The sequence below is a fragment of the Streptomyces sp. RLA131 genome (genome assembly GCF_056270125.1).
On the sequence record NZ_JBWDOQ010000002.1, the window covers coordinates 2,867,450 to 2,891,976 of the forward strand.

Annotated in this window: 20 protein-coding genes, 2 tRNA genes and 1 pseudogene; 8 read left to right on the forward strand and 15 right to left on the reverse strand. The window is 70.8% G+C overall.

Annotated elements, in window-relative coordinates; genetic code table 11:
• Positions 1 to 72 precede the first annotated feature (72 nt).
• The 4 genes from RWE79_RS14005 to RWE79_RS14020 all read right to left on the reverse strand — a co-directional run bounded on the left by RWE79_RS14005 (position 73) and on the right by RWE79_RS14020 (position 3,291).
• Positions 73 to 696 carry an ATP-dependent Clp protease proteolytic subunit gene (locus tag RWE79_RS14005; RefSeq protein ID WP_475945803.1) on the reverse strand — a complete coding sequence of 208 codons (624 nt, stop codon included), beginning with the start codon at positions 694 to 696 and terminating at the stop codon, positions 73 to 75.
• Positions 697 to 791: 95 nt separating this feature from the next.
• The gene (locus RWE79_RS14010; RefSeq protein WP_475940399.1) at positions 792 to 1,406 is read right to left on the reverse strand and encodes an ATP-dependent Clp protease proteolytic subunit; all 615 of its coding nucleotides are present in this window, start codon (positions 1,404 to 1,406) and stop codon (positions 792 to 794) included.
• Positions 1,407 to 1,655: 249 nt separating this feature from the next.
• The gene (gene tig / locus RWE79_RS14015) at positions 1,656 to 3,077 is read right to left on the reverse strand and encodes a trigger factor (RefSeq protein WP_475940400.1); all 1,422 of its coding nucleotides are present in this window, start codon (positions 3,075 to 3,077) and stop codon (positions 1,656 to 1,658) included.
• A gap of 137 nt (positions 3,078 to 3,214) precedes the next feature.
• A tRNA-Pro gene (locus RWE79_RS14020) sits at positions 3,215 to 3,291 on the reverse strand.
• A 112-nt stretch (positions 3,292 to 3,403) separates the two neighbouring features.
• On the opposite strand from RWE79_RS14020, the gene RWE79_RS14025 reads away from it, so the two are divergent.
• Positions 3,404 to 3,474, forward strand: a tRNA-Gly gene (locus RWE79_RS14025).
• Positions 3,475 to 3,570: 96 nt separating this feature from the next.
• On the opposite strand, the gene RWE79_RS14030 is transcribed toward RWE79_RS14025, so the two are convergent.
• Complete coding sequence (locus RWE79_RS14030; RefSeq protein ID WP_475940401.1) at positions 3,571 to 4,479, reverse strand: glutaminase; 909 nt, start codon at positions 4,477 to 4,479, stop codon at positions 3,571 to 3,573.
• 45 nt (positions 4,480 to 4,524) lie between these two features.
• Between RWE79_RS14030 and RWE79_RS14035 the strand changes: the two genes are divergently transcribed.
• The gene (locus tag RWE79_RS14035; protein ID WP_475940402.1) at positions 4,525 to 4,890 is read left to right on the forward strand and encodes an arsenate reductase family protein; all 366 of its coding nucleotides are present in this window, start codon (positions 4,525 to 4,527) and stop codon (positions 4,888 to 4,890) included.
• Here the strand turns inward: RWE79_RS14035 and RWE79_RS14040 are convergent.
• On the reverse strand, positions 4,887 to 5,339 hold the full coding sequence (locus tag RWE79_RS14040; RefSeq protein ID WP_475940403.1) for an Lrp/AsnC family transcriptional regulator: 453 nt from the start codon (positions 5,337 to 5,339) through the stop codon (positions 4,887 to 4,889). The genes RWE79_RS14035 and RWE79_RS14040 overlap by 4 nt on opposite strands.
• Before the next feature lie 82 nt (positions 5,340 to 5,421).
• Between RWE79_RS14040 and RWE79_RS14045 the strand changes: the two genes are divergently transcribed.
• The gene (locus RWE79_RS14045; protein WP_475940404.1) at positions 5,422 to 6,492 is read left to right on the forward strand and encodes an asparaginase; all 1,071 of its coding nucleotides are present in this window, start codon (positions 5,422 to 5,424) and stop codon (positions 6,490 to 6,492) included.
• Positions 6,493 to 6,499: 7 nt separating this feature from the next.
• Here RWE79_RS14045 and RWE79_RS14050 read toward each other — a convergent pair whose 3' ends face one another.
• The gene (locus RWE79_RS14050) at positions 6,500 to 6,694 is read right to left on the reverse strand and encodes a hypothetical protein (protein WP_475940405.1); all 195 of its coding nucleotides are present in this window, start codon (positions 6,692 to 6,694) and stop codon (positions 6,500 to 6,502) included.
• 377 nt (positions 6,695 to 7,071) lie between these two features.
• On the opposite strand from RWE79_RS14050, the pseudogene RWE79_RS14055 reads away from it, so the two are divergent.
• Positions 7,072 to 8,171 (forward strand): annotated as a pseudogene (locus RWE79_RS14055) (acyltransferase family protein); the annotation flags it as partial.
• 223 nt (positions 8,172 to 8,394) lie between these two features.
• On the opposite strand, the gene RWE79_RS14060 reads toward RWE79_RS14055, so the two are convergent.
• Positions 8,395 to 9,537: a SpoIIE family protein phosphatase gene (locus RWE79_RS14060; RefSeq protein WP_475940406.1), complete on the reverse strand. Its 1,143-nt coding sequence runs from the start codon at positions 9,535 to 9,537 to the stop codon at positions 8,395 to 8,397.
• Between the two features lie 106 nt (positions 9,538 to 9,643).
• On the opposite strand from RWE79_RS14060, the gene RWE79_RS14065 reads away from it, so the two are divergent.
• Positions 9,644 to 10,870, forward strand: coding sequence for a GNAT family N-acetyltransferase (locus tag RWE79_RS14065; RefSeq protein ID WP_475940407.1), 1,227 nt, complete (start codon positions 9,644 to 9,646; stop codon positions 10,868 to 10,870).
• 74 nt (positions 10,871 to 10,944) lie between these two features.
• Here RWE79_RS14065 and RWE79_RS14070 read toward each other — a convergent pair whose 3' ends face one another.
• The gene (locus RWE79_RS14070) at positions 10,945 to 11,757 is read right to left on the reverse strand and encodes an Fpg/Nei family DNA glycosylase (protein WP_475940408.1); all 813 of its coding nucleotides are present in this window, start codon (positions 11,755 to 11,757) and stop codon (positions 10,945 to 10,947) included.
• An 80-nt stretch (positions 11,758 to 11,837) separates the two neighbouring features.
• Entirely contained in the window at positions 11,838 to 12,326 is a 489-nt protein-coding gene (locus tag RWE79_RS14075) for a ribose-5-phosphate isomerase (RefSeq protein WP_475940409.1), read from the reverse strand.
• A 118-nt stretch (positions 12,327 to 12,444) separates the two neighbouring features.
• Between RWE79_RS14075 and RWE79_RS14080 the strand changes: the two genes are divergently transcribed.
• Entirely contained in the window at positions 12,445 to 13,893 is a 1,449-nt protein-coding gene (locus RWE79_RS14080; protein ID WP_475940410.1) for an amino acid permease, read from the forward strand.
• Here RWE79_RS14080 and RWE79_RS14085 read toward each other — a convergent pair.
• Positions 13,857 to 15,389 carry a serine/threonine-protein kinase gene (locus tag RWE79_RS14085; protein ID WP_475940411.1) on the reverse strand — a complete coding sequence of 511 codons (1,533 nt, stop codon included), beginning with the start codon at positions 15,387 to 15,389 and terminating at the stop codon, positions 13,857 to 13,859. The genes RWE79_RS14080 and RWE79_RS14085 overlap by 37 nt on opposite strands.
• A gap of 208 nt (positions 15,390 to 15,597) precedes the next feature.
• Between RWE79_RS14085 and RWE79_RS14090 the strand changes: the two genes are divergently transcribed.
• Positions 15,598 to 16,332 carry a hypothetical protein gene (locus RWE79_RS14090; RefSeq protein WP_475940412.1) on the forward strand — a complete coding sequence of 245 codons (735 nt, stop codon included), beginning with the start codon at positions 15,598 to 15,600 and terminating at the stop codon, positions 16,330 to 16,332.
• A gap of 51 nt (positions 16,333 to 16,383) precedes the next feature.
• On the opposite strand, the gene RWE79_RS14095 is transcribed toward RWE79_RS14090, so the two are convergent.
• The 3 genes from RWE79_RS14095 to RWE79_RS14105 form a co-directional block, all read right to left on the reverse strand.
• Positions 16,384 to 16,965, reverse strand: coding sequence for a biotin transporter BioY (locus RWE79_RS14095; protein WP_475940413.1), 582 nt, complete (start codon positions 16,963 to 16,965; stop codon positions 16,384 to 16,386).
• A 141-nt stretch (positions 16,966 to 17,106) separates the two neighbouring features.
• The gene (locus RWE79_RS14100) at positions 17,107 to 17,550 is read right to left on the reverse strand and encodes a GtrA domain-containing protein (protein ID WP_475940414.1); all 444 of its coding nucleotides are present in this window, start codon (positions 17,548 to 17,550) and stop codon (positions 17,107 to 17,109) included.
• Between the two features lie 111 nt (positions 17,551 to 17,661).
• Complete coding sequence (locus tag RWE79_RS14105) at positions 17,662 to 18,309, reverse strand: DsbA family oxidoreductase (protein ID WP_475940415.1); 648 nt, start codon at positions 18,307 to 18,309, stop codon at positions 17,662 to 17,664.
• Between the two features lie 125 nt (positions 18,310 to 18,434).
• Here RWE79_RS14105 and pepN point away from each other — a divergent pair, with 125 nt between their 5' ends.
• Positions 18,435 to 21,071 carry an aminopeptidase N gene (pepN, locus tag RWE79_RS14110; RefSeq protein WP_475940416.1) on the forward strand — a complete coding sequence of 879 codons (2,637 nt, stop codon included), beginning with the start codon at positions 18,435 to 18,437 and terminating at the stop codon, positions 21,069 to 21,071.
• A 78-nt stretch (positions 21,072 to 21,149) separates the two neighbouring features.
• Here pepN and RWE79_RS14115 read toward each other — a convergent pair whose 3' ends face one another.
• On the reverse strand, positions 21,150 to 24,473 hold the full coding sequence (locus RWE79_RS14115) for a S8 family serine peptidase (RefSeq protein ID WP_475940417.1): 3,324 nt from the start codon (positions 24,471 to 24,473) through the stop codon (positions 21,150 to 21,152).
• Positions 24,474 to 24,527: the final 54 nt, after the last annotated feature.

Below are 24,527 nucleotides of genomic sequence, written 5' to 3' on the forward strand. Positions count from 1 at the left end.
GGCCCCCCTTGCGGTGACTGGGTGGTGACCTGCACTACCCCAGCCACCGCGGAAGGGGTCCCCGCGCCTGCCTCAGACCGCTGCGGAGGACGTCTTGCGGGTCGAGACGATCTGGTCGATCAGCCCGTAGGTCAGGGCTTCCTCGGCCGTCAGGATCTTGTCGCGCTCGATGTCGTCGCGGATCTGCTCGATCGGCGTGCTGGAGTGCTTGGCCAGCATCTCCTCCAGCTGAGCCCGCATCCGCAGGATCTCGTTCGCGGCGATCTCCAGGTCGGAGACCTGGCCGCGGCCGGTCTCGCTGTACGGCTGGTGGATCAGGATACGGGCGTTCGGCAGCGCCATGCGCTTGCCGGGGGTGCCCGCCGCGAGCAGGATCGCGGCGGCGGAGGCCGCCTGGCCCATGCAGACCGTCTGGATGTCCGGCTTCACGAACTGCATGGTGTCGTAGATGGCCGTCAGCGCGGTGAAGGAGCCGCCGGGGCTGTTGATGTAGACCGAGATGTCACGGTCGGGGTCCATCGACTCCAGGCACAGCAGCTGCGCCATGACGTCGTTGGCGGACGCGTCGTCGATCTGCACGCCGAGGAAGATCACCCGCTCCTCGAAGAGCTTGGCGTACGGGTCGTACTCGCGGACGCCCTGCGAGGTGCGCTCCACGAAACGTGGAACGACATAGCGGGCCTCGGCCGGCGTCATACGGTCGTAGAGACTGCCGCCGGGGATGTGGTTGGGGTTCACGTTCACCGTCCTGGAAATGGGCTGTGGGCTGGGTGGCGGGTATGGGGCCGGTCTCAGGCCCCGGTGCCGCCGCCGCCCGGCACGTTGGCGGCGTGCGTGATGACGTCGTCGATCAGGCCGTACTGCTTGGCCGCCTCGGTGGAGAACCAGCGGTCGCGGTCCGAGTCGCGGGTGATCGCCTCGACGGACTGGCCGGAGTGCTGTGCGATCAGCTCGGCCATCCGCTTCTTCGTACGCAGCAGCTGCTCCGCGTGGATCTTGATGTCCGAGGCCGAACCGGCGAGGCCGGCCGACGGCTGGTGCATCAGGATGTCGGTGTTCGGCAGCGCGAAGCGCTTGCCGGGAGCGCCGGCGGTCAGCAGGAACTGGCCCATCGAAGCGGCGAGGCCCATGGCGATGGTGACTACCTGGTTCGGGATGAACTGCATGGTGTCGTAGATCGCCATGCCGGCCGTCACGGAACCGCCGGGGCTGTTGATGTAGAGGTAGATGTCCTTGTCCGGGTCGGCGGCAAGGAGGAGGAGCTGTGCGGTGATCTTGTTGGCGATATCGTCGTCGACCGCCTGGCCGAGAAAGATGATCCGCTCGTTGAGCAGTCGGTTGTAGACCTGGTCGCCGAGGCCACCGAAGGTCGGCTCGCCGGCGGCGGAAGGCATCGGAAGCGTCACGTATCCACCTGCTCGTTGTCGGACGGCCCTCAGCCGTCACAGGGACTTCTCGCGGTCCGAGTGCCATGGGGTACTTCTGCGTGTCGGCACTCTTCCCTACTACTTACGGACCCTAACGCGCAGGTCGGGCCCAGCAATCCCCTACGCGGAACTGTTCGCTGTCAGCGCAGGGTGTGCGGCGAACGCGACGGGCCCGGACGCACTTGCGGCGTCCGGGCCCGTCGTCACGTACTGGTGCGGGCGGCCAGATCAGGCCTTGTCCTCGGAGGACTCGGCGGACTCGGCGGACTCGTCCGCTGCGGCCTCGGCGTCGCCCTCGGAGAGCTCGGCGGCCTCGACCGTCTCGGCGGTCTCGTCCTCCTCGTCCTCCAGGTCGACGACCTCGCCGTTGGTGTCGACGACCTTGGCGGCCTCGACGACCACGGCCAGAGCCTTGCCGCGGGCGACCTCACCGACGAGCAGCGGCACCTGGCCGCCCTCGACGACGGCCTGGGCGAACTGGTCGGGGCTCATGCCGGAGGAGGCGGCGCGGCGCATGAGGTGCTCGGTGAGCTCCTCCTGGTTGACCGACAGCTTCTCCTTCGACACCAGCTCGTCGAGGACGAACTGGGTCCTGATGCCCTTCTTCGCCTGCTCCTCGACCTCGGCGTCGTACTCCTCGCGGGTCTTGCCCTCACGCTCCAGGTAGCTCTCCCAGGTCAGGCCGAGGGCCTCGAACTGGTGGTGCTCCAGGTTGTGCGTGCGGGTCTCGATCTCGTCCTTGAGGAGCTTCTCCGGCAGCGGAACCTCCACGAGCTCCAGGAGGGCGTCGAGCACCTTCTCCTGGGCCTGGGTGGCCTGGTCGTACTGCTTGATCCGCTTCAGGCGCTTGACGCTGTCCGCGCGCAGCTCCTCCAGCGTGTCGAACTCGCTGGCCAGCTGAGCGAAGTCGTCGTCCAGCTCGGGCAGTTCGCGGGCCTGCACGGCGGTGACGTCCACCTTGACCGAGGCCTCACGGCCGGCCGCGGAGCCGCCCTTGAGCTCGGAGGCGAAGGTGGCGGTGCCACCGGCCTCCAGGCCGGTCACGGCCTCGTCGATGCCGTCGAGGAGCTGGCCCGAGCCGATGGTGTAGCTGACGCCCTTGGCGATGCCGTCCTCCAGCACCTCACCGTCGACCGAGGCCTCCAGGTCAATGACGACGACGTCGCCCTCGGCGGCGGCGCGCTCGACCGGCGTGGTCGAGGCGAAACGCTCACGCAGCTGCTCCAGCGACGTGTCGACGTCCTCGTCCGACACCTCGATGGCGTCGACGGTGACCTCGACACCGGAGTAGTCCGGGATCTCGATCGTCGGGCGGATGTCCACCTCGGCGGTGAACTTGAGCTCGTCACCGTCGTTGAACTCGGTGATGTCGACATCAGGCTGACCGAGGACATTCAGCTCGCCCTCGTTGACCGCCTCCGTGTAGAACTTCGGCAGCGCGTCGTTGATGGCCTCTTCGAGGACCGCGCCACGGCCGAACCGCTGGTCGATGACGCGCGCAGGGATCTTGCCCTTGCGGAAGCCCGGCACCGTGACCTGCTGGTTGATCTTCTTGTACGCCGCGTCGAGGCTGGGCTTGAGCTCCTCGAAGGGCACCTCGACAGTGAGTCGAACCCGGGTCGGGTTCAGAGTCTCGACGGCGCTCTTCACGGTTGGGTCTCCTTGGGGGCTTTACGTTGATGGGGGCTGCCCGTCGATGGTCGATGGATCCGAACCGGGCGGCCGACGACCCATCCTACCGGTACCACAAACAAGCGGATCCGGTCCGTTGCCAGGACCGGGACTGATGGTCGGGGTGGCCGGATTCGAACCGACGACCTTCCGCTCCCAAAGCGGACGCGCTACCAAGCTGCGCCACACCCCGTCAGTGCGACACGTAGAGTACATGGCCCCGCACGCGCCGGCTGCCATATATCCGCGGCGCGGGGAACCTGGTCCATCAGCTACGATCTGATGTGCCAGAATGACAGGCCGTTGCGGGCGTAGCTCAATGGTAGAGCCCTAGTCTTCCAAACTAGCTACGCGGGTTCGATTCCCGTCGCCCGCTCTGCATGACGAAGGCCCAGGTCAGGGAGTCAATCCCACGACCTGGGCCTTTGTCGTTCCCGGGGCGCGGCGCGGCGCCGGGCGGGCGGGTCACGGGCTAGAACACGGACCATCCCGTCGCCGTCGTGAAGGCGTCCAGGGCCGCGACGGCGGCCACCGAGTTGCCGGCCTGGTCGAGGCCGGGGCTCCAGGCGCAGAGGGCGCCCTTGCCGGGGAGGATGGCGAGGATGGCGCCGCCGACGCCGGATTTGCCGGGCAGCCCCACCCGGTAGGCGAATTCGCCGGCCGCGTCGTAGGTGCCGCAGGTGAGGAGGATGGCGTTGACGCGCTTGGCGTTGCTGGGGGTGAGGAGGCGCGAGGCGTCGGCGCGGAGGCCGTGGCGGGCGAGGAAGGTCCCGGCGAGGGCGAGGTCACGGCAGCTCGCGGTGAGGGCGCAGTGGTCGTAGTAGTGGTGCAGGACGGTGTCGACGGGGTTGTGGAGGTTGCCGTAGCTGGCGATGAAGTGGGCCAGGGCGGCGTTGCGGTGGCCGTGGAGCGCTTCGGACGCGGCGACGGTGGGGTCGGCGCCGAGGCCGGGGTTGCCGGATTCGGCGCGGAGGAAGTCGCGGACGGCGCCGGAGGCGTCACCGGTGAGGGTCTGGAGGCGGTCGGTGACGACGATGGCCCCGGCGTTGATGAAGGGGTTGCGGGGGATGCCGTGTTCGGCCTCCAACTGGAGGAGCGAGTTGAAGGGGTTGCCCGACGGCTCGCGGCCGACGCGCTTCCAGACGTCGTCGGTGCGGGCGAGTACGAGGCAGAGCGTGAAGAGCTTGGAGATGCTCTGGACGGAGAAGGGCTGCTCCCAGTCGCCCACCCCGTGAACGCCGCCGTCCACGGTGGCCAGGGCCATGCCGAAGGCGGAGGGATCGGTCCCGGCGAGGGCCGGTATGTAGTCGGCGACCCGCCCCGCGCCGATGACCGGGCGGGCCGCTTCCATTGCCTCGTGCAGCGCTGCTTCGAAGTCCACGAGGGCCATTGTCACTCCTGGACGCACGGCTTTTAGGGTGCGGCTATGGAGATCTGGGTCAATCCCGCCTGCTCGAAGTGCCGGAGCGCCGTGAAGCTGCTGGACGAGGAGGGCGCCGAGTACACCGTGCGGCGCTATCTGGAGGATCCGCCGAGTGCCGAGGAGCTGCGGGTGGTGCTGGGGCGGCTGGGGCTGGAGCCGTGGGACATCGTGCGGACGCAGGAGCCGCAGGCGAAGGCGCTGGGGGTGGCGGACTGGGCGCGGGAGCCGGCCGGGCGTGACGGCTGGATCGAGGCGTTGGCCGCTCACCCCGGGCTGATCCAGCGGCCGATCATCACCGCGGATGACGGATCGGCCGTCGTCGGGCGCACCGACGAGGCCGTACGCGACGCGCTGCGGCGGGACGGTTAGCCGACCGGGACGCCTTCCGGGGACTTGATGCGCTTCATGATCATCTGCGAGTTGACGTCGCTGACGCCGGGGAGCGCGATGAGGTGGTCGGTCCAGAACCGCTCGTACGCGTCACTGTCGGCGACGGCGATGCGCAGCAGGGAGCCGGGCGCGCCGTAGAGGCGGTAGGCCTCGACGATGTCGGGGATGGCGCGGACCTGGGACTCGAAGGCGGCGACGGCGTCGCGGTCCCGGTGGACCTCGACGGAGGCGAAGACCTCGAAGCCGCGGCCGAGGGCGGTGGGGTCGACGACGGCCCGGTACGAGCGGATGACGCCGTCGTCCTCCAGTTGACGCACCCGGCGCAGGCAGGGTGAGGGGGTGAGGCCGACCCGGGCGGCGAGTTCCTGGTTGGTGAGCCGGCCGTCAGCCTGAAGTTCACGCAAGATACTTCTGTCAATGGCGTCCATTGCAGCAGTATTAACCAGCACCACCGGGTCTACGCGCTTAGATTGGCAGCACATGGCGCTCGATTCCACATATCCTTGCTGTATGAGCGAGGAGGGACACGTGAAGCGCGTCGTCGTGATAGGGACCGGCGGGACGATAGCCAGCCGCTGGCAGGGCACCGGCTACGCTGCGGAGGCCGCCGGCGGCGAGGTGATGGCGGCGACGGCGATCCCGGAGGGCGTCGAGGTGAGCGTGCGGGATCTGTTCACGGTGAACAGCTCGCGGCTGACCACGGCCCACCAGCTGGAGCTGCTGCGCACGGTCCACGAGGTGCTGGCGGACCCGGCGGTGGACGGCGTGGTGGTGACGCACGGCACGGACACCATGGAGGAGTCGGCGTTCCTGCTGGACCTGCACCATGACGACCGCCGGCCCGTGGTGTTCACCGGGGCGCAGCTCCCGCTGGACTCGGTGGACGGCGACGGGGCGGGCAATCTGTACGACGCGCTGCTGACGGCGGCGACGGGCCGGGACATCGGCGTGGTGATCACCTTCGGCGGCCTCGTGCACGCGGCGCGGGGCACCCTCAAGGCGCACACGCTGGACGCCCAGGCCTTCGCGGACCCGTCCGGGAAGCCGCTGGGGCTGGACGCCCAGGCCTTCGCGGACCCGTCCGGGAAGCCGCTGGGGCGGGTGAAGTTCGGGGAGATCGCCTGGGGGCCGCGACGCGGGCGCACGGCGGCCCTGGAGCTGCCGGAGGCGGCGGCGCGCATCCCCCGGGTGGACGTGGTGATGCACCACGTGGACGCGGACCCGGTGCTGTTCGAGGCCGCGTTGGGCGCGGGCGCGCGGGGCATCGTGCTGATCGGCACGGGCGCGGGCAACGCCACGCCGGAGTTCGCCGAGGCGGTACGGCGGGCGGTGGACTCGGGAGTGCTGGTCGCGCTGAGCACGCGGGTGGCGGCCGGACCGGTGGCCCCGATGTACACCGGCGGCGGAGCCGTCGACCTCGCGGAGGCGGGCGCGGTACTGGCCGGCACGCTGCGCGCGGGGCAGGCCCGGATCGCGGTGCTGTCGGCGCTGCTGGCGGCGGAGAGCCCGGAGGGACGCGCCGCCGCCCTGCGACGCATAGTCGGCGCCGCCGACGCGTGCCCGGCGGTCGCGGCGGCCTGACGCCGCCTCAGAGGTTGATCTGGTTGATGGTGTCGGCCAGCGAGTCCAGGAACTTCTGGATCGAGGGCGCCATTCCGGTGGAGGCGAGGAAGAAGCCGAACAGGATGGCCACGATGGCCGGCCCGACCTTGAGCGTCTTACCTCTTATCAGGACGATCATGATGATCGCCAACAACAGCACTACGGACAGCGAGATGGCCACAGCCGATCACATCCTCGGTCAGCATCCTCGGTCAGAACGCCTCAGCGTCGTCCATCGTCCCACCAAGCACTGACACGGCCACCCCCAGGGGCGGTTCCGTAATTGCGTGGCGCGTTTGGAATTGAGTATTTCCCAACCTATTGCCGAGCACACGTAGTTACTTCACATAGCCTCGGCCGGCGGACTGATATGCCCCCTTCAACCGTTATATGAGTGGACATTTGTCGCCCAAACGGACATGAGTGTAGGCCGGTCATGCCCGGGTAGCAGCGTTGTTATCCCTCTTCTCAGGAAGAATTTACGAACGCCGCGCTCGCTAGGTATGGTGCCTCAGATGTTCCAGCCCCCACGCACGAACACCCTCACCTCTTACCGGTACGAAGCCGCGGCCCTCCCCGCGGCGGCGGTACCGCGACAGCAGCCCGCAGCCGTCACCGGCGAGGACAGAGAGCCCCGCGACGGCCAGGGCAAGGGCAAGCAGCGCGACGCGTTCTTCGACAACGCGAAGTACCTGGCGATCGTTCTCGTGGCGATGGGCCACGCGTGGGAACCGCTGACCGACCACAACCGGGCCGCCGAGGCTCTGTACATGGTCGTCTACACCTTCCACATGCCGGCGTTCATCATCATCTCCGGCTACTTCTCCCGGAGTTTCGACAGCCGCCCCGACCGGCTGAAGCGGCTGGTCACCGGTGTCGCCGTGCCGTATGTCGTGTTCGAGGTGGCGTACAGCCTCTTCAAGCGCTGGGCGGACAACGATCCGGGGCAGCCGATCAGCCTGCTCGACCCGTGGTATCTGACCTGGTTCCTGGCCGCGTTGTTCGTGTGGCGGCTCACCGCCCCGATCTGGCGGATCGTGCGCCGGCCGGTGCCGCTCTCCCTGGCGATAGCGATGCTGGCCGTGACCTCGCCGAGCATCGGGGACGACCTGGACCTGCAACGGGTCCTGCAGTTCCTGCCGTTCTTCGTCGCCGGGCTGTGCATGAAGCCCGAGCACTTCCACATCATGCGGCGCCGCGAGGCGCGGATCCTGACGCTGCCGGTCTTCGCGGGGGCGATCGCGGCGGCGTACTGGGCCGCTCCGCTGATCAGCTCGGCGTGGTTCTACCACCGCGACAGCGCGCAGGAACTCAAGGCCCCGTGGTGGGTCGGCATGGTGAGCGTGCCGCTGCTGTTCGGCTGCTCGATGCTGCTCGCCGTCTGCTTCTTCGCCTGGGTGCCGCGCCGCCGTACGTGGTTCACGGCGCTGGGCGCGGGGACCCTGTACGGCTATCTGCTGCACGGCTTCCTGGCCAAGGGCTCGCGCTTCTGGGGCTGGTACGACACCTACGACTGGCTGCGCACGCCGTGGGGCCTGATGGTGGCCACGGCGACGGCCGGCGTGGTGATCACGCTGCTGTGCACGCCGCCGGTGCGGCGGGTGTTCCGGTTCGTGATGGAGCCGCGGATGGAGTGGGCGTTCCGCCGGGACACGTCGGGCGGCCGGCCGCGCGGCGCGAACACCGGTCCCGGCACCGGCCCCGGACCGGTGAACACCCTTACCGAGGACGCCTTCCCGCAGCGCGCCCCGCGCAAGGACGTCCTGAGCAAGACCGTCCTGCCCAAGGACTTCCCGCGCAAGGCCGTCCTGCGCAAGGACTTCCCGCGCAAGGCCGGCCTGGGTCAGGACGGTCCGCGTCAGGACGCCGTGCGCAAGGACCTCAGTCCCGGCACACGATGAGCAGCGCGCGGTCGTCGTTGACGTTCTTGGCGACGGCCTCGATCAGCTGCCAGGCGGCGCCCCGGAAGCCGTGCGCCACATAGCGGTCGGCCTCGCCGATGAGCCGGTCGATTCCCTCGGCGAGGTCACGTCCCGCCGCCTCGACCAGACCGTCGGTGAAGAGCAGCAGCACGTCGCCGGAGCGCAGGGTGCCCTTCACGCCGTTGAACTCGGCGCCGTCGTAGACCCCGAGCAGCGGGCCCTCGGCGGCCTTCTCCTCCCAGCGGCCGGTGCCGGCGCTGAGCTGCACGCCGGGCAGATGGCCGGCGGACAGCAGCTCGTAGTCGCCGGACTCCAGGTCGAGGACGAGGTGGACGGAGGTGGCGAAGCCCTCGTCCCAGTTCTGCCGGAGCAGATAGCCGTTGGCGGCGGTGAGGAAGGCGTGCGGCTGGAGTGAGCCCAGCAGGCCGCCGAAGGCACCGGAGAGCAGCAGCGCGCGGGAACCGGCGTCCATGCCCTTGCCGGAGACATCGGTCAGTACGGCTTCGAGGATCCGGCCCCCGGAGCTGCGGGTGGCGACCACGAAGTCACCGGAGAAGGACTGCCCGCCGGCCGGGCGCAGCGCCATCTCGGCGTGCCAGCCCGGGGGCAGTTCGGGCAGCCGGCTCTGTACCCGGATGCGTTCGCGCAGGTCGAACAGCATGGTGCCGCCGCCGCGCCACGGTACGCCGACCCGGCTGCGGAACTGGGCGATGACCAGTCCGGCGAAGGCGACCGCGCTGACCACCAGCACGACGCCGGGGGTGACCGGGCCGAGCCCGTTGCGGTAAGGGGCGAAGTTGGCCGATTCCACCACCAGGGCGGTCGCCGAGGCCCCGTACAGCAGGAGCAGGCTGGAGGGGCGCAGCAGCAGGCCGCCGAGGATGATGGGCAGGACGAGGGCGGTTGGCGGGCACCACAGGGGGCCGGCCACGGTGCCCCAGGCGATGGCGGGCACGCTGAGCACCAGGACGGTCAGGATCAGCCAGTCCGAGCCCTCGCCGCGGAAGTAGTCGACCCCGGTTTTGCGCACGCCGACGCGGGCCCGGTGCAGCGTCTTGCGCCACCGGGCCACCGGGCTCTTCCCCGCAGCGCGTTGTGCCATGTCCGGCGACCTTATCCAGCGATTCCCCGGCGCGTCGATTCGCGTCCGGTACCTGACCGGTCGAAATACGTTCGCATGGCCGGATGCGGACTGCTAAGGAGGAGGAATGACGTTTGCATTGCGGGTACTTGAGGCCGGCCAGTGGCACGACTGGTTCGACCGGACGGACCGGGCCTTCGGCGGTGCCGTGCAGCCCGAGGAGCGGGCGTACGACGAGTCCGTGGCCGAGGACGGGCGGTCGCTGGCCGCCTGGGACGGCGACGAGATCGTCGGCGGCACCGGGGCCTACTCCTTCCGGATGTCGGTGCCGGGCGGCGCGCTGGTCCCGGCGGCCGGGGTGACCTGTGTGAGCGTGCAGCCCACCCACCGGCGGCGCGGGGTGCTCACCGCGATGATGCGGCGGCAGCTGGAGGACGTACGGGACCGGGGCGAGCCGGTCGCGGTGCTGACCGCGTCCGAGCCGGCGATCTACGGCCGGTTCGGGTACGGGGTGGCGACCGGGCAGCTGCGGGTCGAGATCGACACCACCCGGGTCCGGCTGGCGTTGCCGGCGGGGGCCGAGGACGTGAGGCTGCGCTTCGTCGGGCTGGAGGAGGGACTGGCGGCCTGCGAGGCGGTGTACGCGCGGGTGGTGCCGGGCCGCCCGGGGATGCTCGCGCGGCAGCCGGGCTGGGAGCGGCAGGGGCTGCTGGACCCGGCGGCGGGCCGGGACGGCGCGAGCGCGCGGCAGTGCGTGCTGGCCGAGGTGGACGGGGAGGTCCGGGGCTATGCGCGGTACGCGGTGAAGCCGGTCTGGACGGCGAAAGGGCCGGAAGGCGTGGTGGTGCTGCGGGAGGCCGAGGCGCTCGACCCGGTGACGTACGCGGCGCTGTGGCGGTTCCTGTTCGGCATCGACCTGACGTCGAAGGTGCACTCCTGGAACCGGCCGGTCGATGATCCGCTGCTGCACCTGGTGTCCGATGTACGGCGGTGCTCGGTCTCCACGGGGGAGGGGCTGTTCGTGCGGCCGGTGGAGGTGGGCGCGGCTCTGGCGGCGCGGACGTACGCGGCGCCGGTGGATGTGGTGCTGGACGTCGCCGACCCCTTCTGTCCCTGGAACGAGGGCCGGTGGCGGCTGACCGGGGACGCGAAGGGCGCGGTCTGCGAGCGCACCCGGGACGCGGCGGATCTGGCGCTGACCGTGCGGGAGGTGGGGGCGGCGTATCTGGGGGGCGTGTCGTTGTCGGCGCTCTCCCGGGCGGGCCGGGTGCGGGAGCTGCGCCCGGGCGCGCTCGGTGAGACGGCGGTCGCCTTCCGGAGCGAGGTCGCGCCCTGGCTGCCGCACGGGTTCTGACGGCCGCCCCGGCACTGTGGCAGGGCCGCTTCAGGGCTGCGGCGGCACGTCTTCAGGACTGCGGCGGCACGTCTTCAGGACTGCGGCTGGCAGGCGGGGCACCAGAAGAGGTTGCGGGCCGCCAGGTCCGCCGTGCGAACCGGTGTGCCGCACAGATGGCAGGGCATGGCGGCCCGGCGGTAGACGTAGACCTCGCCGCCGTGGTCGTCGACGCGGGGCGGGCGGCCCATGGCCTCGGGCAGGTGCTCGGGGCGGACGGTGTCGATCCGGTTGTTGCGGACCCCCTCGCGCATGAGGGCGACGAGGTCGGCCCAGACCGCGTCCCATTCGGCCCGGGTGAGGTCGCGCCCCGCCCGGTACGGGTCGATGCCGTGCCGGAAGAGGACCTCGGCGCGGTAGACGTTGCCCACGCCGGCGATGACCTTCTGGTCCATGAGCAGCGCGGCCACCGTGGTGCGGCTGCGGCTGATCCGGGCCCAGGCCCGGCCCGGGTCGTCCCCGGCACGCAGCGGGTCCGGGCCGAGGCGGTCGTGTATCGCCCGCTTCTCGGGGTCGGTGATCAGGGCGCAGGTGGTGGGGCCGCGCAGGTCGGCGTAGTGGTCGTCGTTGACGATCCGCAGCCGGACGGTGTCGGTGGCCGGCGGCACGGGCGCGGTGCCGAAGCCGAGCTTGCCGAACAGACCCAGGTGGACATGGACCCAGCCGGAGGCCTCGAAGCCGAGGAACAGGTGCTTGCCATGGGCGTCCACGCCGTCCAGGACCCGTCCGTCGAGCAGTGCCGCGCTGTCGGTGAACCGGCCCTGCGGGCTGCTGACACGTACCGGCCATCCGCCGAAGCGGACCAGATGGTCCTCGGCGAGACGGTGGATCGTATGCCCTTCGGGCACAGCGGTTCTCCTCGGCGGTACGCGTGGGTACGGGAGCGCCGCCGGGCGGCCGGGCCCGGCGGCGCGGGACAGCGGGCGGCTCAGCCCTGCTGGGGGTGGTGGGCCGGGACGGCGGGGAGTTCGCCGGTGGCCTCGTAGGCGCTGAGCATGTCGATGCGGCGGGTGTGGCGCGCCTCGCCCGAGTAGGGGGTGCCCAGGAAGATCTCGACGAACTTGGTGGCCTCGTCGAGGGTGTGCATGCGGCCGCCGATGCTGACGACGTTGGCGTTGTTGTGCTGGCGGCCGAGGGAGGCGGTCTCCTCGCTCCAGGCCAGCGCCGCCCGTACACCCCTGACCTTGTTGGCGGCGATGGCCTCGCCGTTGCCCGAGCCGCCGATGACGATGCCGAGGCTGTCGGGGTCGGCGGCGGTGCGCTCCGCGGCACGGAGGCAGAAGGGGGGGTAGTCGTCCTGGGCGTCGTAGATGTGCGGGCCGCAGTCGACGGCCTCGTGGCCGGCGGACTTGAGCCACTCGACGAGGTGGTTCTTGAGTTCGTAGCCGGCATGGTCGGAGCCGAGGTACACGCGCATAGGCAGGAGTGTGGCACGAGGGTGGGGTGACGCGAAATTTGAGCGTCATCTGAGGTCAATACAACGAAATGAACTCAAAGGTTCCCTATCCGTGCGCCATGCACTTTGATTCCGGCCCATGACCACTACTCCCCCCACTAAGACGAAGGACGCGCCCATCAGCGCCCCCGCCCCCGGCGGCGGCGGGGGTCTGCACGCGGGTCTCAAGAACCGCCATCTGTCCATGATCGCCATCGGCGGGGTGATCGGCGCCGGTCTCTTCGTCGGCTCCAGCACCGGTATCGCCACCGCGGGGCCCGGCATCCTGCTGTCGTACGCGCTGGTCGGCACGCTGGTGGTGCTGGTGATGCGGATGCTCGGCGAGATGTCCGCCGCGAACCCGACCTCCGGTTCGTTCTCCGCGCACGCCGACCGGGCGCTGGGACGCTGGGCCGGCTTCTCGATCGGCTGGCTGTACTGGTTCTTCTGGGTCGTGGTGCTGGCCGTCGAGGCGACCGCGGGCGCCAAGATCCTCGAAAGCTGGATCCCGGCGGTGCCGCAGTGGGGCTGGGCGCTGATCGTGATGGCGGTGCTGACCGCGACCAACCTGGTGTCCGTGGGCTCGTACGGGGAGTTCGAGTTCTGGTTCGCCGGCATCAAGGTGGTGGCGATCGGCGCGTTCATCGTGGTCGGTGCCCTGGCGGTCGCCGGGGTGCTGCCGGGCGCGGACACCAGCGGCGCCGGGCTGGGCAATCTCACCGGGCACGGCGGCTTCCTGCCGCACGGGCCGGGGGCGGTCCTGACCGGGGTGCTGCTGGTGGTGTTCTCCTTCATGGGCAGCGAGATCGCCACCCTGGCGGCCGGTGAGTCCGAGGACCCGCAGCGGGCGGTCACCAAGTCCACCAACAGCATCATCTGGCGGATCGCGGTCTTCTACCTGGGCTCGATCCTCGTCGTGGTGTCCCTGGTGCCGTGGGACTCCGCGTCCATCATCAAGGACGGCTCGTACGTCGCCGCGCTGAACTCGCTCGGGATCGCGCACGCCGGCCAGGTGATGAACTTCATCGTGCTGACCTCGGTGCTGTCCTGTCTGAACTCCGGCCTCTACACCGCGTCCCGGATGGCCTTCTCGCTCGGCGAGCGCGGCGACGCGCCCCGCGCCTTCGCCCGGACGACCTCGCGGGGCGTGCCGATGGCGGCGATCCTGGGCTCGGTGGTCTTCGGGTTCGTCACGGTCTTCTTCAACTACGAGTACCCGGACTCGGTCTTCCTCTTCCTGGTCAACTCCTCCGGTGCGATCGCGCTGTTCGTGTGGCTGGCGATCTGCTTCTCGCAGCTGCGCATGCGGAAGATCATCGAGCGGGAGAGCCCGGAGAAGCTGGTCGTCCGGATGTGGCTGTACCCGTATCTGACCTGGGCGACGATCGCGATGATCGTCTTCGTGCTCGGCTACATGCTGACGGACACCGAGCACGACGGCCGCGAGACGGTGGTGCTCTCGGTGCTGGTCGCGGCCGGTGTCCTGCTGATCGCGGCGGTACGGCACTTCCTTCAGCGCGGCAGGAAGGACTCCGTCACCGCCTCGTAACTCCGCAGCGCGGCGGCCCGGTTCGCGGCGGCGTACCAGATGTTGAGCTGGTACGTCTTGCCCCCGGAGGTGAAGCCGAGCTGCCGCGCCCGCCAGCGGACGCCGTCCTTGGTGAAGGCGTACTCCCAGATGACGGCGGGGCCGCCGCGGAAGGTGGTGCGCCCCAGGCGGATATTGCGGTAGCCGGGCACGTCGTGCGAACCGGCTTCGAACGTCCGCCACTGGGCGAGGAGATCGCCGCCTCCGGTGAGGGCGTAGGAGGCGGCGGTCTCCGCGTCACCGTCCGGGGAGTGGTAGTGGATGTTGGACGGGCTCTTGGCGGTACGGGTCCAGCCGGGCGGGGGGAGCCAGCTGAAGCCGGTCTCGTCGCGGGTGCCGGGGGCGAGCGGGGTGCCGGTCGCGGTGGCGGTGCTGGTCGCGGGCCTGGTCGCGGGCCCGGTGGCGGTGGCGGTGGCTGACACGGGCGGCCGGCCGGTGCCGGCGACGACGGTCTCGTGGCGCACGCTGCCGGGGGCGGCCAGTACGACGACGGTGGCGGTGACGGCGGCCACGGCCACGGTCGCGGCGGCGCCGAGCAGCAGGCGGCGGCGATGGCCGCGCCGGGGGCGGAAACCGGGCGGGACGGCGTCCTCGGGCTCGGGCCCTGATCCCTGCCCGGGTTCCTGCCCGGGCTCGGGCAGCGGCTGCGGCTGCGGCAGGAGCCGGAGGGCCTCATCCAGTTCGTCGAGGGTGAGCCGGCGCCTCGGGTCCTTGGCGAGCAGCCCGGCGAGGGTGCCGCGCAATGTGCCCGCGCCCGGCGGCAGCAGGGGCTCCTCGTGGAGCACGGCGTGCAGCGTGGCCAGGGTGGTGGGGCGGGCGAAGGGGGAGTGCCCGGCGAGGGCCGCGCACAGCGTCGCGCCCAGCGACCACAGGTCGGAGGGCGGCCCCTGGGGGCGGCCCTCGACGCGCTCGGGCGCCATGTAGTCCGGCGAACCGACCAGCATGCCGACCATGGTGAGCGCGGCGGCGTCCTGGATCGCGGCGATACCGAAGTCGGTGAGCACGACCCGGCCGCCGCAACCGGGCCCGGCGGCCGCTTCGACCAGTACGTTGCCGGGCTTGATGTCACGGTGCAGCACCCCGGCGGAGTGCACCTCGCGCAGCGCGGCGGCCAGGGCGAGGGCGATCCTGGTGGCCTCGGTGACGGTCACCGGGCCGGAGCCGGTGAGGATCTGCTCCAGCGAGCGGCCGCCGACCAGTTCCATGACGATCCACAGCCGGCCGTCCTGCTGCGCCACGTCGTAGACCCGCACCACGTTGGGGTGGTCGATCCGGGCCGTGGCACGCGCCTCCCGCAGGGCCCGCTCGTGCCGGACCCGGGCGTCCTCCTCCCCCAGGCCGTCCAGTCGCATCTCCTTGACCGCGACCTGCCGGTGCAGCATCTCGTCGACCGCACGCCACACCCGGCCCATGCCACCCTGGCCTATCGACTCCCCCAGCCGATAACGACCGGCCACCAAACAATCCCCAGCCTCACCGCTCGTGTATTCCATCCCCGGTTCCCATACCCCTCGCCATTACCAACGCGACCAGGACAGAAGTATGAACTTGTCACCATGACAGCATAGTTGTGGGGAATCCCGGGGTAACTCTTCTGAGGGTCATCATCAAGGGGGAGGGCGTTACATGCTGAACAATGCCGGGCGAATTCGAATTTCAGTTTTGGTGACCGCGGCCGGAGCCGTGCTGTCGCTGCTGCTCACCGGCACCGCCGGAGTCGTGAACGCGGCCGAACCGGCGCCCGGCAGCAGCCGGGGCGGCACCCCGGGACCGAGCGCCCCGGCGGGCGTGAAGGTCGGCACCGAACTGCCGTCGAGGATCTCGGTGGACAACAGCACCGGGGCCACCACCCTGACCGCGAGGATCACCAACAACGGGAAGAAGGCGACCCCCGCCGTCGTGCTCTCGGTCGTCGGCTTCGGGGCGTTGAAGGTGACCGCCGTCAGGGGCTGCTCCGCCGTACCGGCCGCCGGCCGCCCGGAGGGCTCCAACAGCGCGTACCGGTGCCGGACCGGCGTCCTGGCGGCGGGCCGGAGCCGGACGTACCGGGTGTCGGCCACCTACGACCTGCGGGGCAAGGGCAGGATCTGCCTGCCCGTCACCCTCGGGACGGGCGGGACACTGCTCTGGCAGCAGGGGCCGGTGCCCTTCGGTACGAACCGGCCGACGCCCAACGCCCCCGACACCCCACTGCTGCTGGGCACCGACAATGTGCCGGCCGGCCAGGACGCCTCGGTATCGCCCGCCCCCTCGGCCTCGTCCAGCCCCTCCGGCACCCTCCCCCGGACCGGCGGTCCCGGCGCCGCTGCCCCGGCGGTCCTGGCCGGCGGCGCGCTGCTGCTCGCAGCCGGGGCGGCGGGCCTGTGGCTGACCGCGCGAAGGCCGCGCCGCCACGCCTAGGAACAGGGCCGGCCGGCGCTTACGGCCTGGTGCGCGACCGGCGCCGGGTCGTTACCCGCGGCGGCCGGCCAGCTTCCACGCGGTGGGCAGGGCGCCCATCGCCAGGGCGGCCTTGAGCGCGTCACCGATCAGGTACGGGGTCAGGCCCAGGGCCACGGCCCGGCCCGCCGACAGGTGCGCCGCCACGGCGAGGTACGGCACGCCGACCGCGTAGACGACGGCACTGCCGGCCACCATGACGCCCGCCGTCCGCCACACCCCGCGGTCGGCGCCGCGTCGCGCGAGGGCGCCGACGAGGGCCGAGGCCAGGACCATGCCGAGGATGTAGCCGAAGCTCGCCGTCGAGGCGCCCGACGAACCGCCGGCGAACCAGGGCACTCCGGCCACGCCGGCCACCGCGTACAGGGCCAGCGCCAGGAAGCCGCGCCGGGCGCCCAGGGCGGTGCCGACCAGCAGGGCCGCGAAGGTCTGCCCGGTGACCGGCACCGGCGATCCGGGTACGGGGACGGAGAGTTGCGCGGCCAGTCCGGTCAGGACGGCGCCGCCCGCCACGAGGGCCACGTCGCGCACGCGGGAGGCGGGCAGCAGATCGGCCAGGACGGTGTTCGGCCGGACGGCGGCGGCGGTGCTCATGGGTACTCCCCGAGTGGTTCTGTGGGTTCGGCGGACGGCTTGGTCCTCCGCGACGCTATCCCAGCGTCTCCGGGCCGATCATCATCAGCTCTCCACAAAGGGGCGATCACCGGCTGGTGAGTTCCGAACAGTTTCAGCAGGTCACGTGACGCTCATCACCACGGGCACTGTGGGAATCTTCCAATCCCGCGCGAAGACCACCAGCCGCAGCACCACGAACCGCCCGAGCCCGGCCAGTGCCGACGCGCCCAGGTACACCGCCTGCTCCACCCACCGGCCGGCGTCCGGCCGCACGGTGTGCAGCACCAGCACCGCCCCCGTGGTGAAGGCGAAGGCGCCGGCCAGCGTCAGTCCTGACTTCAGGTGGACCCGCCAGCTCGCCCGCTCGCCGCCGCCGAAGGTGAACCGGCTGTGCAGTTCCGTGGCCAGCACCGTCGACACCACCGTCACCAACGCGTTGGCCGCCGCGAAGGGAATACGTCCGGTCAGCAGCAGCATCGCCGCGCTGGAGAGCAGTCCGACCCCGCCGCCGCACACGACGAAGCGGATGAACGATGTGAGCGGCCCCGCCTGCTTGGTGTCCATGCCCCGACAGTGCCGGGGGCCGCTGACAGCCCGCCTACCGCGCGCCTACAGCGCACCGACGCGGGCCGGTCAGCGGGCGGTCAGCGACCGGTCAGCGCCGCCGGCGGCCGCTCAGTCGAAGATCGGGCCGATCGTGCGGGTCCGCTTGATCTCGTAGAAGCCGGGGATGGAGGCGACCAGCAGGGTGCCGTCCCACAGCTTCGCCGCCGCCTCGCCCTTGGGGGCGGGGGTGACCACCGGGCCGAAGAAGGCGATCTGCTCGCCGTCGGGGCCGGGCACGGCGATGACGGGGGTGCCGACGTCCTGGCCGACCTTGTCGATGCCCTCCTGGTGGGAGGCGCGCAGCTCGGCGTCGTAGACGTCGGAGTGGGCGAAGTCGGCGAGGTCGGCGGGGAGGCCGACCTCCTCAAGGGCGGCCACGATGGTGTCGTGGTCCTTGTCCAGGCCCTGGTTGTGGAAGCGGGTGCCCAGCGCGGTGTAGAGCGCGCCGAGGACCTCGCTGCCGTGCTTCTGCTCGGCGGCGATGCAGACGCGGACCGGGCCCCACGCGGTCTTCATGAGCTCGCGGTACTGCTCGGGCATCTCGTCGAGGCGGTCCTCGTTCAGGACGGCCAGGCTCATGACGTGCCAGCGCACCTCGACCGGACGGACCTTCTCGACCTCCAGCATCCAGCGGGAGGTCATCCAGGCCCAGGGACACAGCGGGTCGAACCAGAAATCTGCGGGGGTCTTCTGCGTCTCGGGTGCAATCTCGGGCACGTCTACTCCTCGTCGGGGAACCGGTTTCCTCCAATGGACGGCAACACGGACCCGGGCCGCCCGCATTCCCGTGCGAAGATTCCAGCGTCCACAAGACACGCTGTACGACACCCCGAGGAGCGCCCGTGCCCGGCGAGAACCTGACCCGAGACGAGGCCCGTGAGCGGGCCGGCCTGCTGTCGGTGGACGGTTACGACGTGGCACTGGACCTGCGCTCGGCGGTGCGGCCCGGGGAGAGCACCTTCGGGTCGGTGACGACGATCCGCTTCCGGGCCGCCGAGGCCGGGGCGTCCGCCTTCGCCGACCTGGTCGCGCCGTCCGTGCGCTCGGTGGTCCTCAACGGACGGGAACTGGACCCGGCGGCGGTCTTCGACGGGACCCGGATCACCCTGGACGGGCTGCTCGGCCCGGACGAGGTCAACGAACTGGTCGTCGACGCGAGGTGCTCGTACAGCCGGACCGGCGAGGGGATGCACCGCTTCACCGACCCCGAGGACGGTGAGGTCTACCTGTACACGATGTACGAGCCGGCCGACGCCCGCCGGGTCTTCGCCAACTTCGAGCAGCCGGACCTCAAAGCTCCCTTCCGGTTCACCGTGACGGCCCCGGGCCACTGGACGGTGTGGAGCAACGGCGCCGAGGAGTCCCGTACCGCGACCCCCGCGGACGGCCCCGCCGGGGGACAGGTCTGGCGGTTCGCGCCGACGGCACCCCTGTCGACGTACATCACCTGCGTCGTCGCCGGCCCGTACCACTACGTCACCGACACCTACCGGCGCGGGGAACTGGAAATCCCGCTCGGCGCGATGTGCCGCAGGGGTCTGGCCAAGTATTTCGACACCGATGACATCTTCACCGTCACCAAGCAGGGTCTGGACTTCTTCCACGACAACTTCGACTTCCCCTATCCCTTCGGGAAGTACGACCAGGCCTTCGTCCCGGAATACAACATCGGCGCGATGGAGAATCCCGGACTGGTGACCTTCCGGGAGGAATTCGTCTTCCGCGGAAAGGTGACGCAGGCGTCGTACGAGGGCCGGGCCAATGTCATCCTGCACGAGATGGCGCACATGTGGTTCGGCGACCTGGTGACCATGCGGTGGTGGGACGACCTGTGGCTCAAGGAGTCCTTCGCGGACTTCATGGGGACCTTCTCCCTCGTCGAGGCCACCCGCTTCACCGACGGCTGGATCACCTTCGCCAACCGCCGCAAGGCCTGGGCCTACCGGGCCGACCAGCTGCCCTCCACCCACCCGGTCACCGCCGACATCCGTGACCTCCAGGACGCCAAGCTCAACTTCGACGGCATCACCTACGCCAAGGGCGCCTCGGTGCTCAAGCAGCTCGTCGCCTACGCCGGACGGGACGCCTTCATGGAGGGCGCCCGGCGCTACTTCAAGCGGCACGCGTACGGCAACACCGTCCTGGGCGACCTGCTGTCGGTCCTGGCCGAGACCTCGGGCCGGGACATGGCCGAGTGGTCGCGGTCCTGGCTCCAGACGGCGGGCGTCAACTCGCTGACGCCGGAGGTGACGTACGGCGCGGACGGCCGGATCGCCGAGCTGGCCGTACGCCAGGAAGCCACCGAGGCCTACCCCGAACTGCGGCCGCACCGGGTGGCCGTGGGCCTGTACGGGCTCGACGGCTCGGGCGCGCTGGAGCGTTACGCGCGGGCCGAGGCCGATGTCGCCGGGGCCCGTACGGTGATCGGGGAGCTGGCCGGCGCGCGGCGGCCCGACCTGGTGCTGGTCAACGACGACGACCTGACCTACTGCAAGGCCCGCTTCGACGCCGGGTCGCTGGAGACGGTCCTGGGGCACCTCGGCGAGCTCACCGACCCGCTGGCCCGCGCCCTGTGCTGGTCGGCCATGTGGAACATGACGCGCGACGCCGTGCTGCCCGCCCGTGACTACCTCGCCCTGGTGCTGCGTTTCGCCGGTGCCGAGACCGACATCGGCGTCCTGCAGTCGCTGCACCAGCAGGCGTACTCCGCCCTGCACCACTACACCGACCCCGGGCAGCGGACGAGCGGCCGCGCCGAGCTGGCCGAGGGGGCCCTGCGCGAACTGCGCGCCGCCGAGCCGGGCAGCGGACACCAGCTGGCCTGGGCGCGGTTCTTCGCCCAGGTCGCCGGCGGGCAGGACGAACTGCGGCTGCTGCGCGCGCTGTCGGACGGCACGGAGCGCATCGACGGGCTGGAGCTCGACCAGGAGCTGCGCTGGAGCTTCCTGGAGGCGCTCACCTCGGCCGGGGCCGCCGACGAGGCCGCCATCGCCGCCGAACTCACCCGCGACGACACCGCCTCGGGCAGGCGGCACCAGGTCCGCTGCCTGGCCTCCCGGCCCTCCGCGGCCGTCAAGGCCGCGACCTGGGCCTCGGTCGTCGAGTCGGACCTGCTGTCCAACGCCCTGGTGGAGGCCAGCATCGCCGGTTTCGACCAGCCCGGTCAGCGGGAGCTGCTGGCACCGTACGTGGACCAGTACTTCGCGGCGATCGAGCGGGTGTGGGCCCAGCGCAGCATCGAGATCGGCATGGCAGTCGTACGCGGCCTCTTCCCGATACTGCAGGACGGCCCCGGCACCGGCACCCTGGAGGCCGCCGACACCTGGCTCGCCGGGCACCCGGACGCGGCCCCGGCGCTGCGGCGCCTGGTCGCCGAGTCCCGCGACGACCTGGCGCGGGCGCTGCGCGCGCAGGCCCGGGACGCGGTGGCCAGGGACGCGGTGGCCCGGGACGCGCAGGCCAGGGACGCGCAGGCCTGAGCGGCCGCACAGCGCGAAGGGCCCGGGGCGATCACTCGCCCCGGGCCCTCACGCTGTCGTCGGATCACCCTCCGAAGGTCATCCTCCGACGACCTTGCTGATCAGGACGCTGCCGGTGCCCGCCCGGGTGCCCCTGGCGTCCAGCAGGCCGACCTCGCCGAAGAACTGGCGTCCTTCGGGCGCGGCGGCGGCTACCAGGACATCGGCGGTCAGGGCGGCCGAGGCGCCGTTGGCCAGGTCGACCTTCTTGGAGCTGTCGACCTTCACCGAGCCGAGGGACGTGGAGAAGAAGACGTCCCGGTAGTCGTACGCGGTGGAGCCGGACGGCACCGAGTAGCCGTCCACCGTGATGGTGTAGGTGCCGGCCGCCGGGTCGGCGAGGCTGACCGCCTCCTCCGAGTCGCCGTCGGCCGAGGAGCCGACCACCGCGCCGTCGAAGGACACGGACAGGTCGAGGTCGGCAGCGGTGTCGGAGGTGCTGCCGATCGCCACGTCCAGCCGGGTGGCTCCCGACGGGACCACGACCTCGGTGGTGACGCTCTCACCGTCGGCGATGGTCTTGCGCGAGCTCGCGGCGGAGCCGAGGGCGCCACCTTCGAGCGAACCGCCGCTGATCGGCGCGAAGTTGTTCGTGACCGTCCAGTTGACCGGGGCGGCCGTGCCGACCGTGGCCTCGTCCACGGTCAGGGTCTCCGGGTCGAAGGTCACCCCGAGCGCGGTCGCGGTGAGCGCGTACGGGTTGTTGAGCAGCGGTGACGTACGGCGGGCCTCGACCTCGATCTCCCACACGCCCGGCAGCGGGTCGGCGTAGGAACGCAGGTCGGGACGGCAGCCGTTGTCGGTGGTGTAGTTCGGGTAGCAGTACGTCGTCGTGGTCGTGTCGACCGGGACGCCGTACGGGTTGATCGCGATGAACCGGGTCTGGCTGCCGGGCGCGAGCTTGCCCAGGGCCACCTCAAGGGTCTTGGCGCCCTCGGGGACGGTGACGAAGTACGACGTGGTGCTGTCGCGCTGCACCGAGCTGGTGGCCTTGACCGCGTACGACGGTTCGGCCTGCGCCTTGGACACGACCACCGTGGCCAGGATCTGGGTGTCGGTGCCCGGGGTCTTCGGGTCGTCGACCTTCAGGCTCGCGCTGAACAGCCCGGAGGACGGCGCCTTCGCCGAGACCTTGACGGTGACCGGCGTGTTCAGGGGCAGCGAGACGGTGCTCGGGCCCTCGACGCGGAAGGTGCCGCCGCGGTTGTCCGCGAACTCCAGGTGGTGCTTGACCGGACCGGCCGGGCCGGTGGTCCGGGTGACGGTGATCTCGTACGAACGCCGCTGGCCCGCCTTGAGGCCGCCTTCGCGGTCGTAGAGGCCGGTGCCGAAGCCCGGGGTCGCCAGGTACTGGTCGAGCGCGGTGTCGACCGGGGCCTTGACGGTGTACTCGTGGGCGGTGGCGCCCTTCTTGATGAGCTTCCAGGCGTCGACGATGTCGATCAGGCCGGAGCCCTCCTCGTACGTCTGGGCGCCCGCGATGTGCTTGGCCGTGCTGGTCAGCGCGGTGCGCAGCTTCGCCGGCGTCAGGTCGACGCCGTAGGTCTGCTTGGCGGCGGACAGCAGCAGCGCGGCGGCGCCGGTGGCCTGCGGGGAGGCCATCGAGGTGCCCTGGAGCATGCCGTAGCCGGCCGGGAGGCTGTAGCCGGCCTCGGCGACCGGGGCGCCGGGCTCCCAGGTCGGGATGGTGTTGATGGAGGCGCCGGGGGCGGTGATGACCGGCGCGAAGCCGCCGTCCTCACGCGGGCCGCGCGAGGAGAAGGGGAAGAGGTTGTACTCGCGCTGCACCACGGAGCCGTAGTTGGCCGCCCAGGTCTCCTTGGAGACCGCCGCGCCGACGCTGATGACCTTGTCGGCCAGGCCCGGGTCGCCGATGGTGTTGGCACCGGGACCGCTGTTGCCGGCCGAGATGACCAGCTGGACGCCGTAGGTGTCGATCAGCTGTGTGTAGAGCTGGGAGCGGGCGTTGTTGCCGTCGTTGAGCGCGGGCAGGCCGCCGATGGACATGTTGACGATGTCCACACCGCGGTTGACGACCAGGTCGATCATGCCCTCGGTCAGCGCGACGTTGGTGCAGCCGCCGGACCAGGTGCAGGCGCGGGACGACACGATCTTCGCGCCGGGGGCGGCGCCGTTCATCTTTCCGCCGAACAGCCCGTTGGCGGAGGTGATGCCGGCGACGTGGGTGCCGTGCTCGGACTCGATGACGCCGATGTTGACGAAGTCGGCGGTCTTGCCGATGTAGTCGCCGCCGTAGGGGTCGAGCTTGACGTCCTTCTTGATCTGGATCACGAAGGGGATGCGCTCGGAGATCTGCGTGTCCGGGTTGTCGGTACCGAAGTAGCCGATCTGGAAGCCGTCCTTGTACGGCTTCATGGCCTCGTCGTCGGTGAAGTCACCGTTGTCGTTGAGGTCCACGCGCACGGTGCCGGCGGCCGGGTCGTAGAGCAGGCCCCAGATGTCGGTGGTGTCGCCGTCGCGGTTGAGGTCGCCGGCCATGTCGCCGCCGGTGGTGTAACTCTCCCGGAAGCGGCTGAAGTAGAACGAACCCGCGGGCGCGGTCCAGGTCCGGCCGGAGGAGGTGAAGCCCGGGCCCGAGACCCCGGTCAGCATCGGCCGCCAGGTGTTGTCGCTGTCGCTGATCGGGTCGGTCGAGGTGACCCAGTCCACGATCTTGCGCTCGCCGGTGCTGGTCTTCTGCAGCGCCGGGTGGCCGAGGTCGACACCGGAGTCCAGGATGCCGATGGTGACGCCGCGGCCGTCGGCCTTGGGGTTGGACTTCACGAAGTCCACCGCGCCGGTCTCGAAGGACGGCTGGTAGGGGTTCTTGGCCGGGGTGGAGGCGCTGGGGCCCGAGTACGTCGTCTGTGCGGTGGCCCCGGACGCGGCCTTCTCGGTGGTGTCGGCGGACGGCGCCGGGTCGTCGATCTGGATCTCCTGCTTGAGATCGATCGCCCTGACCGTGGACAGCTTGGCCGCCGCGCCGATCGCCGCGTCCGCCCTGCCGGTGGGCACGGTGGCGCGTACGTAGCCGAGCTTGTCGTAGGTCTGCCCCACCGACGCGCCCTTGACCGCGTCGAGCTGACCGGCGACCTGCTCGGTCCTGCCGGGGGCGGTCGCGATCATCAGGGTGACGTTCTTGTCCCCGTCGGCCTTGGCCTTGGCGAGGAGGTCGGCGTCGGCCGAACCGAGCTTGTCGTCGGCGGCCTTGGCCGGTGCGGAGCCGGTGCCGCCGCTGTCGACGCCGCCTCCGGCGGCGGTGGCGAGGGTCGCGGGACCCGCGGCGGAGAGCGCGGCCACGAGGCTCGCGGCCAGCGCGATCCGGGCCGCGCGTCTCTTCACGCGTATGTGCTGAAGGGTCATGGGCCATCCTTGTTCAAGATTTGGGCGCCGGTTGACAGTCACATTGCTGTACAC

Bases quoted from the DNA above. Each gene is read 5' to 3' on its own strand.
- RWE79_RS14095 (WP_475940413.1), bottom strand. From the start codon at position 16,965: ATGAGCACCGCCGCCGCCGTCCGGCCGAACACCGTCCTGGCCGATCTG.
- RWE79_RS14005 (WP_475945803.1), bottom strand. From the start codon at position 696: ATGACGCCGGCCGAGGCCCGCTATGTCGTTCCACGTTTCGTGGAGCGC.
- RWE79_RS14075 (WP_475940409.1), bottom strand. From the start codon at position 12,326: ATGCGCGTGTACCTCGGCTCCGACCATGCCGGCTACGAACTCAAGAAC.
- RWE79_RS14060 (WP_475940406.1), bottom strand. From the start codon at position 9,537: ATGGCACAACGCGCTGCGGGGAAGAGCCCGGTGGCCCGGTGGCGCAAG.
- RWE79_RS14040 (WP_475940403.1), bottom strand. From the start codon at position 5,339: ATGGACGCCATTGACAGAAGTATCTTGCGTGAACTTCAGGCTGACGGC.
- RWE79_RS14080 (WP_475940410.1), top strand. From the start codon at position 12,445: ATGACCACTACTCCCCCCACTAAGACGAAGGACGCGCCCATCAGCGCC.
- RWE79_RS14115 (WP_475940417.1), bottom strand. From the start codon at position 24,473: ATGACCCTTCAGCACATACGCGTGAAGAGACGCGCGGCCCGGATCGCG.
- RWE79_RS14100 (WP_475940414.1), bottom strand. From the start codon at position 17,550: ATGGACACCAAGCAGGCGGGGCCGCTCACATCGTTCATCCGCTTCGTC.
- RWE79_RS14045 (WP_475940404.1), top strand. From the start codon at position 5,422: ATGAGCGAGGAGGGACACGTGAAGCGCGTCGTCGTGATAGGGACCGGC.
- RWE79_RS14065 (WP_475940407.1), top strand. From the start codon at position 9,644: ATGACGTTTGCATTGCGGGTACTTGAGGCCGGCCAGTGGCACGACTGG.
- RWE79_RS14035 (WP_475940402.1), top strand. From the start codon at position 4,525: ATGGAGATCTGGGTCAATCCCGCCTGCTCGAAGTGCCGGAGCGCCGTG.